Genomic DNA, 15,669 nt, shown 5'->3' on the forward strand with positions numbered 1-15,669 from the left:
AGGTGTAATAATGATACAAAAGCAACATGAGAGTAAGTTGGAAGTTGGTCAAACGTTTCCTGTGACAATTAAACGTCTTGGGATTAACGGAGAAGGCGTTGGTTATTTTAAGAGACAAGTTGTTTTCATTCCAGGGGCATTACCAGGAGAAGAAGTTGTTGCAGAAACGACGAAAATTCAGCGTGGCTTCGCTGAAGCGAAAGTGAAAAAGGTTCGTAAAGCTTCACCACATCGTGTGAAAGCGCCATGTCCGGTATATGAAGAGTGCGGCGGTTGCCAATTGCAACATTTAGACTATAAAGAACAATTAAATCAAAAGCGTGATATCGTTGTACAAGCATTCCAGAAGTATATGAACAACGGTTTGGAAGAGAAAATTCGTCCGACGCTTGGCATGGAAAATCCATGGCATTATCGTAATAAGAGTCAACTACAAGTGGGGCGTAAAGACGAAAAGGTTATTACAGGGCTGTATAAACAAAATTCACATCAGTTAATTGATATTGCTCATTGTATGATTCAACATAAAGCAACGAATGAAGCGACAAAAGTTGTAAGACGTATTTTAGAAAAATTAAATGTTTCCATTTACAATGAGAAAAAACAAAAAGGTTTAGTACGTACAATTGTGACACGTACTGCAGTTCAAACAGGGGAAGTACAAGTTACACTTATTACAACAAAAGAAGAGTTGCCAAATAAAGAACAATTTATTGCAGAAGTACAAAAACAGATGCCAGCTGTTAAATCAATTATGCAAAATGTAAACTGGCGTAAAACATCTGTTATTTTTGGTGATAAAACATTTAAATTAGCTGGAAAAGAAGTAATTCAAGAAACACTTGGTGATTTATCATTTGAATTATCAGCACGTGCATTCTTCCAGTTGAATCCAGAACAAACGGTTGTTTTATATAATGAAGCGAAAAAAGCCGCTGCCTTAACTGGCAATGAGAAAATTGTAGATGCGTATTGTGGTGTTGGTACAATTGGACTTTGGCTTGCAAATGATGCAGCGGAAGTACGTGGTATGGATGTAATTCCAGAAGCAATTGCAGATGCAAGAAAAAATGCGAAGCGTCACGGATTTACAAATACGAAATATGAAGCAGGTAAAGCTGAACAATGGTTACCGAAATGGGTAAAAGAAGGATGGCGTCCAGATGTAATTGTTGTTGATCCACCACGTACAGGTTGCGATGATAAATTACTGGAAACAATTTTAAAAGTGAAGCCGAAACAAGTTGTTTACGTATCTTGTAACCCTTCTTCATTAGCGCGTGATGTACAAGCGTTAATGAAGAGCTATGAAGTGGAATATGTACAACCAGTTGATATGTTCCCGCATACAGCTCATGTAGAAAATGTAGTGAAGCTTGTTAGAAAGTAAAGTTTATTCATATTCCCTCATGGTATGAGGGAATATTTTCTATGAAGGAGAATATTATGCATAATTATAAATTAACGATTCAGTACGACGGTGCACGTTTTAAAGGATGGCAACGTCTCGGTAATAACGATAATACGATTCAAGGAAAAATTGAAAGTGTCATTTCTGAAATGGTCGGAAAAGAAACTGAAATTATCGGTTGTAGTAGAACAGACGCTGGTGTACATGCTTTGAATCAAGTTGCTAACTTTCAAAGTGATGAGAAGTTAGTGGAACATAAAGTGAAAAAATATTTAAATCAATATTTACCCAACGATATTAGCATTACGAATGTAGAAGAAGTTCAAGATCGCTTCCATGCTCGTTACAACTCTAAAGCAAAAACATATCTGTATAAAATTTGGAATGAAGAGCATACAAATCCATTTATGCGTAAATACAGCATGCATGTTAATAAAAAATTAAATGTGAAAAGCATGAAAGAAGCTGCGAAACATTTAGTTGGTTCACATGACTTTACTGCTTTTTCAAATGCAAAATCAAAGAAAAAGTCTATGGTGCGAGAAGTATATACACTTGAAGTGATGGAAGAAGCAGGATTTGTACAAATTAGAGTAAGTGGTAACGGATTCCTTCATAATATGGTACGAAAAATTGTTGGAGCATTAATTGAAGTTGGGTTAGGACAATTAGATGCCGAGGCGATTCCTCAAATTTTAGAGGAGAAACAACGTAATCAAATTAATTGTCTTGCTGAGGCGAGTGGTTTGTATTTGGAGAATGTTGAGTTTTAATAGTCAGTAAAAAAATCGAGCTGTTTAGGCTCGATTTTTTATGTTCTGGCGTTAAGAAGATTTCTCTTTCTTCATACGTATCTTCAAATTCCAAAAAGCAGCAAGCATAATGGCTGCAAAAGATCCGCTAATTGTCGCGAATAGCTTTGCATAAGGAAAGTTGTTCATATCCATGAACAACATCATACATACAATGGTAGGGAAGAAGGCTAAGTATTGTAATAACTTTAATTTTGTATCACTACTCATATATATCATTCCTTTCAAGTATGTTATATGTTAATTATAGCATATTTTACCAAAAAATTATTTGTACTTGGAAACAGAGTGATCCCGTTTGAGTAGGCAATAAAAGTCTAATCGGTGAGGGCTAGTAATCAGTGGAAGATGGACAAAAACTCCACTGACTGAATTCTTATTTTATATGTGTAAATGCAGTTTTTTAATTCGATATTGTAAGTTTTGCCTACTTAATCCTAAAAACTTTGCAGCTTGTGAAATATTACCATGATACTCTTTTAAAATTTGATTGATGTAGTTCTTTTCCATTTCTGCTATTGTGTGTTTTAACGTTTTTTGCGTATCAGTATCGTTATTAGTTAGGAGGGGGGGCATATTGAATTCTTTTTTTATTCGTTCGCGAAAGCGAGTGGGAAGATGAAACGCTGTAATGATATTTTCATCTTCAACTAAATTCATTGAACCTTCAATGACATGTTCCAACTCTCGTACGTTTCCAGGCCAATCATATGCATACAAGAATTCTCTTACATGTACATCTAGATCCGTCACGCCGAGTCCGAATTGAATGTTGTACTTTTCGATAAAGTGCTGAACAAGAGCTGAAATATCTTCTTTTCGTTCGCGTAAAGGCGGGAGACATAAAGTAACGACGCTTAATCGGTAATATAAGTCTTCCCGTAATCGATTGTGTGTAATAGCTTCAAGAGGATCCTCATTAATAGTTGCTATAATACGAACATCAATTTCTTTTTCTTGTGTGCCTCCGATTCTTCGTATTGTTTTTTCTTGTATAGCTCGCAGTAACTTCGCTTGAAGTGCTGGACTTAACGAATTAATCTCATCTAATAACAAAGTTCCTCCGTTTGCTTCTTCAAATAAACCAGCTTTATCGATGGCTCCTGTAAATGCACCTCGGTTCGTACCAAATAATAAGCTTTCCATGAGCGTATCAGGTATAGCGGCACAGTTTTGTGAAATAAATGGTTTGCCTGAACGCTGGCTTTCATTATGGATACTTTGTGCAAATAGTTCTTTACCGGTCCCTGTTTCTCCTACGAGAAGTATGGATGAGGATGTACGAATGACTCTCTTCGCTTCTGTAATGACGGATTGAATAGCACTAGAATCACCGATTATGTGGTCAAAGGTAAACTTATTATTTGGTTTTCGATAAAGGTTTGTTTTCATTGTTTGTTTGGAATGGCTAATCTCTGTTGAAATTTCAATAGCACCTTTAATTTTTCCATTTTCTATTATAGGAAAAGTATTGTTAATCGTCGTAATTTCTTGCCCTTTATTGTTAAAGTATGTTTGTTTTATATTTTTGTTTGTTTTTCCTAACTTTAATGCTTCTATAAGAGTACTATTTTTATTTTCTTCAAATGCGAATACTTCTAAAGGATTTTTATATAACACATCTGAGCGTTCCATTGATTCAATTTCCATCATTTTGCGGTTATAGATAATCGTTTTACTTTCCTCATTAATAATATGAATCCCGATATCGAGTTCATTGAGTAAAGTTTCATATAGCATATTCATTTCCATGATCTGTTTTAAATTAATTTCTTCTGTACGCATAGATTATCTTCTCCTCATTTCACCCTATGAAGACTGACTTTTTATAATTTTATTAAAATTCTTATAAAATCGCAAAATTTTTTTGCTATTTTCCTTTTAAAATCTCTTAAATGATAGAAAAATTTTGCGGTTATGAAGTTTTTTTTGTGAGAAACCTTCATTTTAAGTAGGAATTGGAGATTGGTACGCATTTTGCATAAATAATAGTTGAAATCTTTAAAGGAGGGATATGCAACGTTTCAGTACCAACTAATAAGAAGGAGGAATTTATAAAGTGAAGACGGTTATAGAAGGCGTGTATAGTCCTTGTTACGGGAAAGTAGAGAAGTTATTTGTTACGGAAAGTTCTTACGTATACGAATGGGAGAAATTAGCGCTCATTGAAACGATAGATAAACAGAAAGTAGAAATTAAGGTAGGAATCAGTGGGTATATCGAATCATTAGAAGTAGTAGAAGGGCAAGCCATCGCTGATCAAAAGTTATTAATAACAATGAGGGATGATCTTTTAATAACAGGTAGTGATTAATACTATGTATTTTGCTATTTTCAATAATTATTTTTGTTATGAATGATTTTAAAAACGCTTACATGAAATGAGTTTTCAAAGGGAAGAGGGGGGATTTATATGATGGATCAAAACCAAGGATTAAAAAGAGAATTGAAAAGCAGGCACATATTTATGATTGCACTAGGGGGAGTTATTGGTACCGGCCTTTTTTTAGGATCTGGGTATACAATTCATGAGGCTGGCCCTGGAGGAGCAATTGTAGCGTATCTTGTTGGGGGATTTGTTATGTATTTAACGATGCTCTGTCTTGGAGAGTTAGCTGTTGCGATGCCTGACGCAGGATCTTATCAAACGTATGCAACGAAGCACATTTCCCCTGCAGCTGGTTATGTAGTCGGATGGATGTCGTGGTTAAACTGGTCAGCTACGATAGGGATTGAACTCATTGCAGTTAGCATTTTAATGAAACGATGGTTTCCTGATGTCCCTTCATGGATTTGGTGCGTAGTGTTTGCGGTACTGCTTTTTGCTATCAACGCGTTATCTTCAAGAAGTTTTGCAGAAGTTGAATTTTGGTTTGCAAGTATTAAAGTAATTACGATCATAGCATTTATTATTTTGGGCGGGGCAGCAATGTTTGGTTTTCTAGATATGAAAGGAAATGAACCAGCACCGATGTTCTCTAGCTTTACTGATTACGGTGGACTGTTTCCGAATGGTTTATCAGCTATTTTAGTTACGATGATTGCAGTTAATTTTTCTTTCCAAGGAACAGAACTAGTCGGCATTGCAGCAGGTGAGAGTGAAAATCCAGAGAAAACGATCCCGAAGGCAATTAATAATACAGTTTGGCGTATACTTGTGTTCTTTGTATTATCTATTTTCATTCTTGCAGGATTATTCCCTTGGCAACAGGCGGGAGTAATAGAAAGTCCATTCGTAGTTGTGTTTGATAAAATTGGTATTCCTTATGCAGCCGATATTATCAATTTCGTTATTATTACAGCGGTTCTATCCGTTGCGAATTCAGGATTATATGCAACTTCTCGTATGCTATGGTCTATGTCTAATCAAGGAATGATTAGTCCGATTTTTAGTAAGTTATCTAAAAATGGTGTTCCAATTTATGCATTGATTGTAAGTACAATTGTAGGTTGTCTCTCATTACTATCAGGTATTTATGCGGAAGATACAGTTTATTTATGGTTGCTTTCTATTGCTGGATTTGGAGCAATACTAGTTTGGGCATCTATTGCTCTATCTAACTTATTAGCTAGAAGGGCATATATTAAGCAGGGCGGGGATGTTAAGGACTTGAAATTTAAAACCCCGCTATATCCATTCGTACCATTGCTTGCGTTAGTATTAAATGTAACGGTAATCGTAGCTATGGCTTTTATCCCAGAGCAAAGAATGGCGTTATATTGTGGGATTCCATTTATGATTGTTTGCTTACTGTTTTACCGTGCGACAAGAAATAAGGCACGTAAAGTAGAACGTATAGAAAGGACAAATACAACAGAAGTAGAAGGATTATAATATTGAGTAATTTGGAGACTGTACAATTGTAAACAGTCTCTTTTTTTGTGAAAATAAAGCTGGAAACATACTACGTATGCAAAGGGGAATTTAGTGATGAATCCAGAAGTTTCGCAGTTGCTAAAACAAATAGATGTAAGGAAAGAGGAATTGCTAGAACTTACAAAAACATTAATCCGTTTTGAAACACCAGCACCGCCAGCGAGAAACACAAATGAGGCGCAAGAATTTGTTGCAGAGTTTTTAAGAAAACGAAATTTTAGTGTTGATAAATGGGATGTATATCCGAATGATCCGAACGTTGTTGGGGTGAAAAAAGGGATAGAAAGTGACACACATAAAAGCCTTATTATTAATGGACATATGGATGTAGCTGAAGTGACAGCAGATGAGGCGTGGGAGACGAATCCGTTTGAGCCATTTATAAAAGATGGTTGGTTAGTTGGACGTGGTGCGGCTGATATGAAAGGGGGACTAGCTGGAGCGCTATTTGCTGTTCAGCTTTTACAAGAAGCTGGCATTGAATTACCTGGAGATTTAATCTTTCAATCCGTAATTGGGGAAGAAGTTGGAGAGGCAGGAACACTTCAATGCTGTAAAAGAGGTTATGATGCTGATTTTGCAGTCGTAGTGGATACGAGTGATTTACATATGCAAGGACAGGGGGGCGTAATTACTGGATGGATTACTGTGAAAAGCCCCCAAACGTTTCATGATGCAACACGCAGGCAAATGATCCATGCTGGAGGACGTTTATTCGGAGCGAGTGCGATTGAAAAAATGATGAAAATTGTGCAAAGTTTACAAGAATTAGAGCGTCATTGGGCAGTCATGAAAACATATGAAGGCTATCCATCTGGAACAACAACAATTAATCCAGCTGTTATTGAGGGCGGAAGACATGCAGCGTTTATTGCGGATGAGTGCCGGTTATGGATAACAGTACACTTTTATCCGAATGAAACACATGAACAAATAATAAAAGAAATTGAAGAGTATATTGGGAAAGTAGCAGCTGCCGATCTATGGTTAAGTGAAAATCCACCACAATTTAAGTGGGGCGGAGAATCAATGATTGTGGATCGGGGTGAAATTTTCCCTTCTTTAGAAATAGATAGTGAACATGCAGCTGTAAAAACGCTTAGCTCAGTACATGAATCAATTTTATCTAAAAATGTAATTTTAGATATGTCTGCAACGGTAACGGATGGTGGTTGGTTTAGTGAATTTTATATTCCAGCTGTTATTTACGGACCAGGTACATTAGAAGAGGCTCATTCAATAAATGAGAAAGTTGAAGTGGAACAGTTAATCGAATTTACAAAAGTAATAACAGCATTTATATATGAATGGTGTCATACGAAAAAATAGATTAGTATGTTGAAATCGTACAGGTATGTATACTTGTACGATTTTTTAGTGAACTATTTCAGAGTTGAATAGAAACAACTGAAATAGTTCTTTATTTTTCTATGTCTTTCGTTTTAGTTCGATTAATTTCTCTTTTGCTAATTCAACAGCAATTGCATCATCTAAATAGCCAATTGGAAAGAGATAGTCAGGAATAATATCTGTCGATAAAATGAAATACAGTAATGCTCCTCCAAGAACTGCACGCTCTTCTTTTGGAATCGTTTCATTGCAAAATTGTTGATACATATCCGATAATTGTTCAATGAAAGGACCAGCACTATCAATTTGTTCTAGCTTACTTGCAAAACTGTCATGAATACGTTTTTCTCCTTCTGTTGTTTGAGCATATCGTTCATAGTTTTCAAGTTCTTGTTTCACACGGGTTGTTGTGTAGTCGAAATCGAATAAGTTAGAGGATTGTAGCGTTTGCTGAATGGTATCAAGAGATGTGTACATATCCGTCTTTTCTTTATTAATGTGAGGAGAATCAGGATACATTTCATCAAATAATAATTGGGGTGGAACTTGCAAACATTCTGCAAATTTTTGTAGATGTTTTTGTTTTGGCGGTTGTTTACCATTCATAATTCTTGAGATTGTTGCGGGATCAATATTTGTAAGCATTCCGAGTTGGCGCATAGATAAGGCACGTTCTTTTAAAAGTTTTTTTATTAATGTACTAAGCCGCTCATTTGGATTTTCTTTAGGCATAGCGAAGGCACTCCTTTTTGTTGTTGAAAAAATGTTGAGCATTTATTACATGTATATGAAACAGACAGGCACAGTTGCTCAACATTTTCATAAGATGCATGGAAAAGTGAGAAAAAGGGGTGGCTGTTTATGAGTACGGCAGGTCTATTTTCAATTCTTTTAATTGGGATTGCTTCTAATTTAGATAATGCAGGTGTTGGGATTGCATATGGCATTCGTAAAATTAGAATTTCGTGGTTCAACAATTTTATCATCGCATTTTTTGGGTTTTTATTTACTTTATTAGCTGGCTTTTTTGGGAGTTGGATCGCATTATTTATTTCAGATTTTACGGCAAATTTGATAGGGGCAATTGTTTTAGGAATAATTGGAGTGTTTATTTTATGTCAGCCTTTCTTGAGTAAAAAAGAGACCGTAGACTCTAAAGATGATAGTGTACTTATGGGGATTTTACGTGATCCAGAAAAAGCAGATTTTGATGGTTCTAAAACAATTAGTTTTTCAGAAGCAATTGTTTTGGGCGTTGCATTATCAATTAATAATATTGCAGGTGGATTTGATGCTGGGGTAACAAATTTAAACCTTTGGCTTACAGCGATTATTTCTGGTGTGTTTAGTTTTATTTGTATAAGTGGTTTTGCGTATGTAGGAAAACGATACTTAGCAGAATACTTAGGGAAATGGGCTACGGTTATTGCGGGAGTGTTATTAATTCTTATTGGGATCGATCAGTTGTTGTAAGGAGAACAAAAAAACGTTCGAGTATTTCCTTGGAAATATGGCAAAGGATTGCATATATCGACGTACTTTTCTCCATACTAATACGGATTTCTTTTAAAGAAAGGGGGATCCGTATGGGACGCGGAAAAGCATTTGATCATAAGAAAAAAGGGCATGACCATCAACCACCTAAAGGAGCATTCATTCATAAAGATGTAAATGAACATACTTTAGAAGAGGAAGAGCTACCAGTAAATATTGAAACGTATAAAAATAGTTTGAAAAAACATTAAAAGCACCTACATAGGTGCTTTTTTAACGTATATCTTCAATTAATTGTTCCGATTCTTCATGCATACTGTACTCACTTAATACTTGGATACAAAGCCACTTTAATTCTTCAATCGTATGCTCAAATTCTTCGGGAAGCACATGATGAATGTCTTCAAGTCCCATTCCGAAATGAATAAGTTCAAGTACTTGATCATCGATGTTCCGATCCATTAATAGTTCAAGTACTTCTAAATTGAATATGTATCGGTGAGCTTCATCGAGTGAAACAACTTTTAACTTTAAGCTTTCTACAATACTCAATATAAAGAGAAGAATTGTTTTTTCAAGAACAGGCTGTTTTCCCATTTGAAATATTAGTTTCATCTTTCACACCTCCACATATAGCGCTAGGTTGTACTATATTATTCAGGAGGGGGGAGCAAATATGCATAATATAGAGAAACTTTCAGCACGGTTTTTGTAAGGGGATCGGTAGCTAATAAAGTTGAGGGCTTTATGCAAAAAAAATCCTGCTAGTATAGCAGGATGGTTCTGAATTAGAAAATGCTCCAACCTTCTTGAGCAGAAAGAAGTTCAAGGATTTTAAAACCAGCGATGCTATTTCCGTTTGCATCTAAAGCTGGTCCGAAAATACCAATTCCCATTTCTCCTTTTACGCAGCCGAAAATGCCACCAGCTACACCGCTTTTTGCGGGGATACCAACACGAATCGCAAATTCACCAGACTCGTTATACATACCGCATGTAACCATAAATGTTTTACAAATCTTTGTAATATGCTTAGGGATAATTTGTTTTTTCTTATATGGATCATATCCATCCATCGCAAAAATTAAGCCGATACGTGCTAAATCGATACAGTTTACCTCAACTGCACATTGACGAGTGTATAAATCCATCAGCTCTTCAATGTCACAATCGATAATTCCGTTTTGTTTCATATAGTAACAAAGTGAGCGATTTAAGTAAGCTGTCTCTAATTCTGAATTAGCAACTTTAGAAGAATAATTAATAGTAGGATTATCTGTTATTTCACGTACGAAATGAAGAATGCGCTCCATTTTTTCTTCATTATCTTTACCTGCTAACATGCTTGTAATAGCTAGTGCCCCCGCATTAATCATTGGATTAAGTGGTTTAGAAGGACTTGTCGTTTCTAACTTAATAATAGAATTAAATGGATCACCAGTTGGTTCCATTCCAACTTTAGAAAATACATATTCTTCACCACGATCTAAAAGGGCAAGTGCAAGTGTAATTACTTTTGAAATACTTTGAAGAGTGAATAGTGTTTGTGAGTTGCCAGCATGGATGTATTCTGTTTCTTTATGGAAAATGGCAATCCCTAAATCATCTGGATTGGCATTTCCTAGTTCGGGGATATAAGTAGCAAGCTTTCCTTTTTTCGTATATGGTTTTACTTGTTCTAACAACTGTTGTAAGTTGTTTGTTTCAATGCACTGCATAGTACCAACGCTCCTATTTCGAATTAACTAAGTTTACTTTTCCCGATATGCTCGGAAATAAATAATAACATGAAAAAGTGGAATGATAAAACGAAAGTTGCATGTTCTATAGAGGCTCTTTCGTTTTGAATATTCTGTAGTAAAAAAGGAGAAATTTCCTTTTATATAACAGTTTGGAAATAGGAGATTTATCCATAAAAAATTCGAAAATAAAAACTACACATCTATACAACTATATGTTATTATGGTTATGTAAATAGAAAGCGTTTTCTAAGGCGTACTTATAATGATAACGATTTCATAAATTTGATAGGGGGAATTAAAATGTTGCAGTTTCTACAACGTATTGGTAAAGCGTTAATGCTTCCAATTGCCGTACTACCAGCAGCAGGATTATTGCTTCGTTTAGGACAAGAAGACGTATTTAATATTCCTGTTATGGCACAGGCCGGTGCAGCAATTTTTGATAATCTAGCACTTATTTTTGCAATTGGTGTTGCAATCGGTTTGTCTGTTGACGGTAGTGGAGCAGCTGGACTTGCCGGAGCAATCGGATATCTTGTTTTACAAAATACAACGAATGCTCTAAGTAAGGCGTATTCAGCAGCAGAGTTAAATGATAAATTAAAAAGTGTTCAAGATTTAGTCGGTTCAGTAGATCCAACTAAATTAGCAGATACAATGACAAAGGTTTCAAAAGCAGCGGCGTTAACGCCGAAAATCAATATGGCCATACTCGGTGGTATTATTGCAGGGGTTGTTGCGGGATTACTATACAACAAATTCCATAAGATTAAACTGCCAGAATGGTTAGGGTTCTTTGCAGGAAAACGTTTCGTACCAATCATTACTTCAATCGTAATGTTACTTTTAGGATTAGTATTCGGTCAAATTTGGCCAACAATTCAAAGTGGTATTGATGCAGTAGCACATGGTATCGTAAACTTAGGTTCAATTGGTGCTGGTTTATTCGGATTATTAAACCGTTTATTAATTCCAATCGGTTTACACCACGTAATGAACACATACTTCTGGTTCGTACTTGGTGACTTTACAAATGCGGCTGGCGATATCGTTCATGGTGATATTGCACGTTTCTTTGCAAAAGATCCATCAGCAGGTATGTTTATGACTGGTTTCTTCCCGATCATGATGTTCGGTTTACCAGCAGCATGTTTCGCAATGATTGCAGCTGCTAAACCAGAAAAACGTAAAATGGTTACAGGTATGTTAGGTGGTCTAGCATTAACTTCATTCTTAACTGGTATTACAGAGCCAATTGAATTCTCATTCATGTTCTTATCACCAGTATTATATGGTATTCATGCTGTATTAACAGGTCTGTCTCTATTCATTACAACAACACTTGGCATTCACGATGGTTTCTCATTTAGTGCTGGGGCAATCGATTACTTCTTAAACTTCGGTATTGCAACAAAACCAGTATTATTAGCAGGAATTGGTTTAATTTACGCAGCAATTTACTTTGTAGTATTCTACTTCTTAATTAAGAAGTTCGACCTAAAAACTCCTGGTCGTGAAGATGAAGAGGAAGTAGCTGAAGGTGAAGAAGCTCCAGTTGCAGGTTCAATTGGTGAAACTTACGTAGCAGCTTTAGGTGGAAAAGAAAACTTAACAGTTATTGATAACTGTGCAACACGTCTACGCTTACAAGTGAAAGATGCTGGTCAAGTAAACGAAGCAGCATTAAAACGTGCTGGTGCAAAAGGTGTTATGAAATTAAGTAACACAAGTGTCCAAGTTATCGTAGGTACAAATGTTGAATCTGTTGCCGATGACATGAAAAAACACGTATAAATAATGAGATAAGAGGATATCCAAAAAGATTGATAACATCAATTTTTAGGGGATATCCTCTTTTTTATGTTAAAAATTTAACAGCAATCTTACTTTTATAAATTTTCTTTTTCTTTTTTATACATATAGGTTGGTAATATGTGCAGTGCGTGATAAAGTAGGAATGACGTCGAATGGAATGTCGAAAATCTATGAAAAAGATCCGGAATGAATCTTGTGTAGTGGAATTAAATTATCGGTAAATAAGGGGAAAAAAGCAATCATGGATCAAGAAAAAAATAATGCGAATGGGAAGTCACGTCGGCCGATTGTATACATAAAAAGAACAATCATTCTCGTCTTACTATTTTCACTTGTATATTTCATGTATACAAAAATTGTTGCGCATAATAAGAAAGAAGAAACTTTAAAAGCAGCGGCAGAACTGAAGAAACAAGAAGAGCTAAAAAAGAAAGAAGAAAAGAAGCAAGAAGCAAAAAAACAAAAAGAGCAGGAAGAACAAGTGAAGCAAGTACAAGCTGTGGAAAAACCTGCTGAGGGACCACCTCAAGAAATTAATGAAAACGCTCAATTAGACCAATATTTACAAAACGCAGGATTTAGCGGAACAGCTGTTATTGTGAAGAACGGAAAAGTTCTTTTGAATAAGGGATACGGTATGGCGAACAAAGAGAAACAAGTACCGAATAATTCAGAGACAACTTTTTATATTGGTTCTATTTCAAAGGCGTTTGTAGCGACTGCTATTATGCAATTAAAAGATCAAAATAAATTAAACGTAGAGGATACGGTTGCAAAATATATTCCAGATTTCCCTCAAGGTAATGGTATTCAGTTAAAACATTTACTAACACATACATCAGGAATTCCAGAGTATGAACAGGGAACAGAGGATATCTCTCATGAAGAATTGATAAAACGAATAGGAAAGCAAAAGCGTATTGGAAGTCCAGGAGAGAAATGGAAGTATTCCGATTCGAACTATTCGATACTCGCCTATATTGCTGAGAAGGTAAGCGGACAACCGTTGGAAGAGTATATTAAACAACATATTTTTGCTACTGCTGGTATGAAACATTCTGGTTTTGGTAGAGAGCTAGAACAAACAAGATTTCCATCGACAGGTTATAAAATAGTAAATAACAATATGACAACACCTAATATTCCAAGTATGTCACAACTTTATGGTTGTGGTGATATATATACAAGTGCCCATGATTTATATTTATTTAATGAAGCGCTCTTCTCTGGAAAGTTAATTTCTAAAGAGAGTTATAATCAAATGTTTACAGCCGTGAAAAAGGATTATGGATTTGGTTGGTATGTAGATCCGGGAAGTTATTCGAATCACGGTGTAATGCCAGGCTGGAACTGTTTAAATGGATTTAGTAAAAATGGTAGTGTGTATGTTGTTTTATTATCTAACATTCAAAACAACATTAAATCCTTTGGTAAAGTGAATAATGACATTTATACGATGTTGCGAAATATTGAAGTGTAAGAGGCTATCCTTTTGGATAGTCTTTTTTTTATTGAGGAAGTTTAGGGGCAATGAGATAATGAAATAAATGGAAAAGGAGGAAGGGGATTAGTATATATAAGCATCACGCACGAAATGCGAAACGCATTTTTTTTGTATCTGTCATTGTATGGATTATCGTCGCAATTGGATTAGTGATGGAATATAAAAAAGGGACGCTATTCACTTCGGAGAAAGAAAATTTGAAATTAATAAGTGTTGTAATACCGGCATTTGGATTATTAATATATAGCTTTATGGAAAAACGAAGATCAAAAATGCTTAAACAGGAAAATAATAATATAGAGACTTCTGAATTATTTGAGCAACAAAAATTTGTTGTTCGCAAAGAGGTAGGGGTATTTCAAGTAATAACGTACTTTGGATTAGATGGGAATACAGTAGGTTTTTTAAGAGAAGAGTATAATTCTGTTATTCAACGTGTATGGCAAGCTGTACTTTCTTTTCTTTTTCAGGGACTACGTAAGCAACAATTTTATTTATATAATTATTCGGGAGAAAGATTGTTGCGTGTTCAAAAGAAGATGGCGGTACGTAACTTCTATATTTTTTATGATGTAGATGGAAAGAAAATTGGAGAGTTGAAACAAGTACTAAGTTTAACAAAGTGGGAATGGATTTTTTTAGGAGTGGATGGTAAAGAATTTGGTAAAGTGACTGGGGACCTTTCAGCGACAATGCAGAAAATAGACTGGCGAGATGGAACTCATATTGATGTGAAAGAAGATGGTATTCCATTAGAAGCTGTTAAGTATTTTTCGGTAAGCGGTGGTTCTCTTGTTACAGCTTCTATAAGTGAACAGGCAGAATTACCAAGAGCGGTTTATTACAGCGTCTCTGCGATAGTTACAATTAAAAATTAAAATATATATAAAGATAGATGGGATACCATCTATCTTTTTTGGTGATTAGAACATATTGTTTCGTTGAAAAATGTATGTCTTACCTATCACAAAAAGAGTCTGCTTTGTATACATTAAGATGTATGGATATATTTTTATACTTTAAAAATAATAGGAGGAGAAGTGTATGTGTTTGTTCGGTAAGTATTGGAAAAAGTTATCGAGATTGTTTAATAGACAATTAGATTATTTTTTAGATAATAAGTTATTACCTGCTGTGGAGCGACTTTTGTTTTCGCAAAACTTCGCGAGATTTATTCAAAGAAACTCCAAGCAAGCTACAGAAGAATTTATTGAATCAAGTAGATTTCAATCTATTATTTGTAACATTTTAAAAGAATGTAATACATCACCTTTTAAAGAAATTGCAGAGCAGTATTTAGGTAAAAATGTTGAAATTACTGTGACAGTTGGACAGTTAGCAGGTGTAATTGTAGCAGTTGGTGATGATTTCTTAACACTGCAAGAAGGAATAGGAACAGAAGTTTTATTACCATTTACAAGTATTATATCAATTAAAGAAGCGTAAGAAAGGAGACTTATATATGTTATTTACTGAAGAATTACGTAACCATGTTGGTGAGCTAGTGCAAGTTGTGACAGCGGTCGAAATTGTTGCGGGTATTTTGTTATCTGTGACAGACGGGGCAGTAAGTGTTCGTACTTCTCCTTCTTATGGACCACCTGAAGATGTAGTTGTACGTATTCCTATCATTTCTTATATTCGCTTGGAAGGGTAAGCGTGGT

17 protein-coding genes are annotated in these 15,669 nt (G+C 35.3%); 12 read left to right on the forward strand and 5 right to left on the reverse strand.

The genetic code is table 11. The features are described 5' to 3' along the window. Window positions 1-10: 10 nt before the first annotated feature. On the forward strand, window positions 11-1,390 hold the full coding sequence (gene rlmD / locus EKQ63_RS04110; RefSeq protein WP_000615223.1) for a 23S rRNA (uracil(1939)-C(5))-methyltransferase RlmD: 1,380 nt from the start codon (window positions 11-13) through the stop codon (window positions 1,388-1,390). Window positions 1,391-1,446: 56 nt separating this feature from the next. Beyond that, window positions 1,447-2,184, forward strand: coding sequence for a tRNA pseudouridine(38-40) synthase TruA (gene truA, locus EKQ63_RS04115; protein WP_061183169.1), 738 nt, complete (start codon window positions 1,447-1,449; stop codon window positions 2,182-2,184). Between the two features lie 51 nt (window positions 2,185-2,235). Here truA and EKQ63_RS04120 read toward each other — a convergent pair whose 3' ends face one another. Both EKQ63_RS04120 and EKQ63_RS04125 read right to left on the reverse strand, forming a co-directional pair. After that, window positions 2,236-2,433, reverse strand: a complete 198-nt coding sequence (locus EKQ63_RS04120; protein WP_061183168.1) for a hypothetical protein — start codon at window positions 2,431-2,433, stop codon at window positions 2,236-2,238. Between the two features lie 171 nt (window positions 2,434-2,604). Further along, complete coding sequence (locus EKQ63_RS04125; RefSeq protein ID WP_061183167.1) at window positions 2,605-4,008, reverse strand: sigma-54 interaction domain-containing protein; 1,404 nt, start codon at window positions 4,006-4,008, stop codon at window positions 2,605-2,607. Window positions 4,009-4,282: 274 nt separating this feature from the next. On the opposite strand from EKQ63_RS04125, the gene EKQ63_RS04130 reads away from it, so the two are divergent. The 3 genes from EKQ63_RS04130 (at window position 4,283) to EKQ63_RS04140 (ending at window position 7,429) form a co-directional block, all read left to right on the forward strand. After that, complete coding sequence (locus EKQ63_RS04130; protein ID WP_000859493.1) at window positions 4,283-4,537, forward strand: biotin/lipoyl attachment domain-containing protein; 255 nt, start codon at window positions 4,283-4,285, stop codon at window positions 4,535-4,537. Window positions 4,538-4,636: 99 nt separating this feature from the next. Continuing rightward, entirely contained in the window at window positions 4,637-6,058 is a 1,422-nt protein-coding gene (locus EKQ63_RS04135; protein ID WP_087994752.1) for an amino acid permease, read from the forward strand. Between the two features lie 96 nt (window positions 6,059-6,154). Beyond that, entirely contained in the window at window positions 6,155-7,429 is a 1,275-nt protein-coding gene (locus tag EKQ63_RS04140; protein WP_087994751.1) for an acetylornithine deacetylase, read from the forward strand. Between the two features lie 99 nt (window positions 7,430-7,528). Here EKQ63_RS04140 and EKQ63_RS04145 read toward each other — a convergent pair whose 3' ends face one another. Beyond that, window positions 7,529-8,182 (reverse strand): helix-turn-helix domain-containing protein, encoded by a 654-nt coding sequence (locus tag EKQ63_RS04145; RefSeq protein WP_143880751.1) that lies wholly within the window; start codon window positions 8,180-8,182, stop codon window positions 7,529-7,531. Between the two features lie 129 nt (window positions 8,183-8,311). Between EKQ63_RS04145 and ytaF the strand changes: the two genes are divergently transcribed. Further along, window positions 8,312-8,923 carry a sporulation membrane protein YtaF gene (gene ytaF, locus EKQ63_RS04150; protein ID WP_087952044.1) on the forward strand — a complete coding sequence of 204 codons (612 nt, stop codon included), beginning with the start codon at window positions 8,312-8,314 and terminating at the stop codon, window positions 8,921-8,923. A 113-nt stretch (window positions 8,924-9,036) separates the two neighbouring features. Next, window positions 9,037-9,195, forward strand: a complete 159-nt coding sequence (locus EKQ63_RS29800; RefSeq protein WP_000532411.1) for a hypothetical protein — start codon at window positions 9,037-9,039, stop codon at window positions 9,193-9,195. Window positions 9,196-9,217: 22 nt separating this feature from the next. Here EKQ63_RS29800 and EKQ63_RS04155 read toward each other — a convergent pair whose 3' ends face one another. After that, complete coding sequence (locus EKQ63_RS04155) at window positions 9,218-9,559, reverse strand: DUF3969 family protein (protein WP_087952045.1); 342 nt, start codon at window positions 9,557-9,559, stop codon at window positions 9,218-9,220. 173 nt (window positions 9,560-9,732) lie between these two features. Then, complete coding sequence (gene glsA, locus EKQ63_RS04160; RefSeq protein ID WP_001149853.1) at window positions 9,733-10,662, reverse strand: glutaminase A; 930 nt, start codon at window positions 10,660-10,662, stop codon at window positions 9,733-9,735. 324 nt (window positions 10,663-10,986) lie between these two features. On the opposite strand from glsA, the gene nagE reads away from it, so the two are divergent. The 5 genes from nagE (at window position 10,987) to EKQ63_RS04185 (ending at window position 15,662) form a co-directional block, all read left to right on the forward strand. Beyond that, complete coding sequence (nagE, locus tag EKQ63_RS04165; RefSeq protein WP_087994750.1) at window positions 10,987-12,480, forward strand: N-acetylglucosamine-specific PTS transporter subunit IIBC; 1,494 nt, start codon at window positions 10,987-10,989, stop codon at window positions 12,478-12,480. Between the two features lie 262 nt (window positions 12,481-12,742). Continuing rightward, window positions 12,743-13,981 (forward strand): serine hydrolase domain-containing protein, encoded by a 1,239-nt coding sequence (locus tag EKQ63_RS04170; protein WP_087994749.1) that lies wholly within the window; start codon window positions 12,743-12,745, stop codon window positions 13,979-13,981. Between the two features lie 86 nt (window positions 13,982-14,067). Next, complete coding sequence (locus EKQ63_RS04175) at window positions 14,068-14,883, forward strand: sugar ABC transporter ATP-binding protein (RefSeq protein ID WP_087952048.1); 816 nt, start codon at window positions 14,068-14,070, stop codon at window positions 14,881-14,883. A gap of 166 nt (window positions 14,884-15,049) precedes the next feature. Then, complete coding sequence (locus tag EKQ63_RS04180) at window positions 15,050-15,451, forward strand: LSm family protein (RefSeq protein WP_087952049.1); 402 nt, start codon at window positions 15,050-15,052, stop codon at window positions 15,449-15,451. Between the two features lie 16 nt (window positions 15,452-15,467). Continuing rightward, entirely contained in the window at window positions 15,468-15,662 is a 195-nt protein-coding gene (locus EKQ63_RS04185) for an LSm family protein (protein WP_087952050.1), read from the forward strand. Window positions 15,663-15,669: the final 7 nt, after the last annotated feature.

Source organism: Bacillus sp. BD59S (genome assembly GCF_007363175.1).
Lineage (GTDB): Bacteria > Bacillota > Bacilli > Bacillales > Bacillaceae_G > Bacillus_A > Bacillus_A pacificus.

What these genes read in the sequence shown, in the direction of transcription:
- EKQ63_RS04125 (WP_061183167.1), bottom strand. Translation starts at nt 4,008, where the DNA reads ATGCGTACAGAAGAAATTAATTTAAAACAGATCATGGAAATGAATATG.
- EKQ63_RS04155 (WP_087952045.1), bottom strand. Translation starts at nt 9,559, where the DNA reads ATGAAACTAATATTTCAAATGGGAAAACAGCCTGTTCTTGAAAAAACA.
- glsA (WP_001149853.1), bottom strand. Translation starts at nt 10,662, where the DNA reads ATGCAGTGCATTGAAACAAACAACTTACAACAGTTGTTAGAACAAGTA.
- EKQ63_RS04145 (WP_143880751.1), bottom strand. Translation starts at nt 8,182, where the DNA reads ATGCCTAAAGAAAATCCAAATGAGCGGCTTAGTACATTAATAAAAAAA.
- EKQ63_RS04135 (WP_087994752.1), top strand. Translation starts at nt 4,637, where the DNA reads ATGATGGATCAAAACCAAGGATTAAAAAGAGAATTGAAAAGCAGGCAC.
- truA (WP_061183169.1), top strand. Translation starts at nt 1,447, where the DNA reads ATGCATAATTATAAATTAACGATTCAGTACGACGGTGCACGTTTTAAA.
- EKQ63_RS04140 (WP_087994751.1), top strand. Translation starts at nt 6,155, where the DNA reads ATGAATCCAGAAGTTTCGCAGTTGCTAAAACAAATAGATGTAAGGAAA.
- EKQ63_RS29800 (WP_000532411.1), top strand. Translation starts at nt 9,037, where the DNA reads ATGGGACGCGGAAAAGCATTTGATCATAAGAAAAAAGGGCATGACCAT.
- rlmD (WP_000615223.1), top strand. Translation starts at nt 11, where the DNA reads ATGATACAAAAGCAACATGAGAGTAAGTTGGAAGTTGGTCAAACGTTT.
- EKQ63_RS04170 (WP_087994749.1), top strand. Translation starts at nt 12,743, where the DNA reads ATGGATCAAGAAAAAAATAATGCGAATGGGAAGTCACGTCGGCCGATT.
- ytaF (WP_087952044.1), top strand. Translation starts at nt 8,312, where the DNA reads ATGAGTACGGCAGGTCTATTTTCAATTCTTTTAATTGGGATTGCTTCT.
- EKQ63_RS04185 (WP_087952050.1), top strand. Translation starts at nt 15,468, where the DNA reads ATGTTATTTACTGAAGAATTACGTAACCATGTTGGTGAGCTAGTGCAA.
- nagE (WP_087994750.1), top strand. Translation starts at nt 10,987, where the DNA reads ATGTTGCAGTTTCTACAACGTATTGGTAAAGCGTTAATGCTTCCAATT.
- EKQ63_RS04180 (WP_087952049.1), top strand. Translation starts at nt 15,050, where the DNA reads ATGTGTTTGTTCGGTAAGTATTGGAAAAAGTTATCGAGATTGTTTAAT.
- EKQ63_RS04120 (WP_061183168.1), bottom strand. Translation starts at nt 2,433, where the DNA reads ATGAGTAGTGATACAAAATTAAAGTTATTACAATACTTAGCCTTCTTC.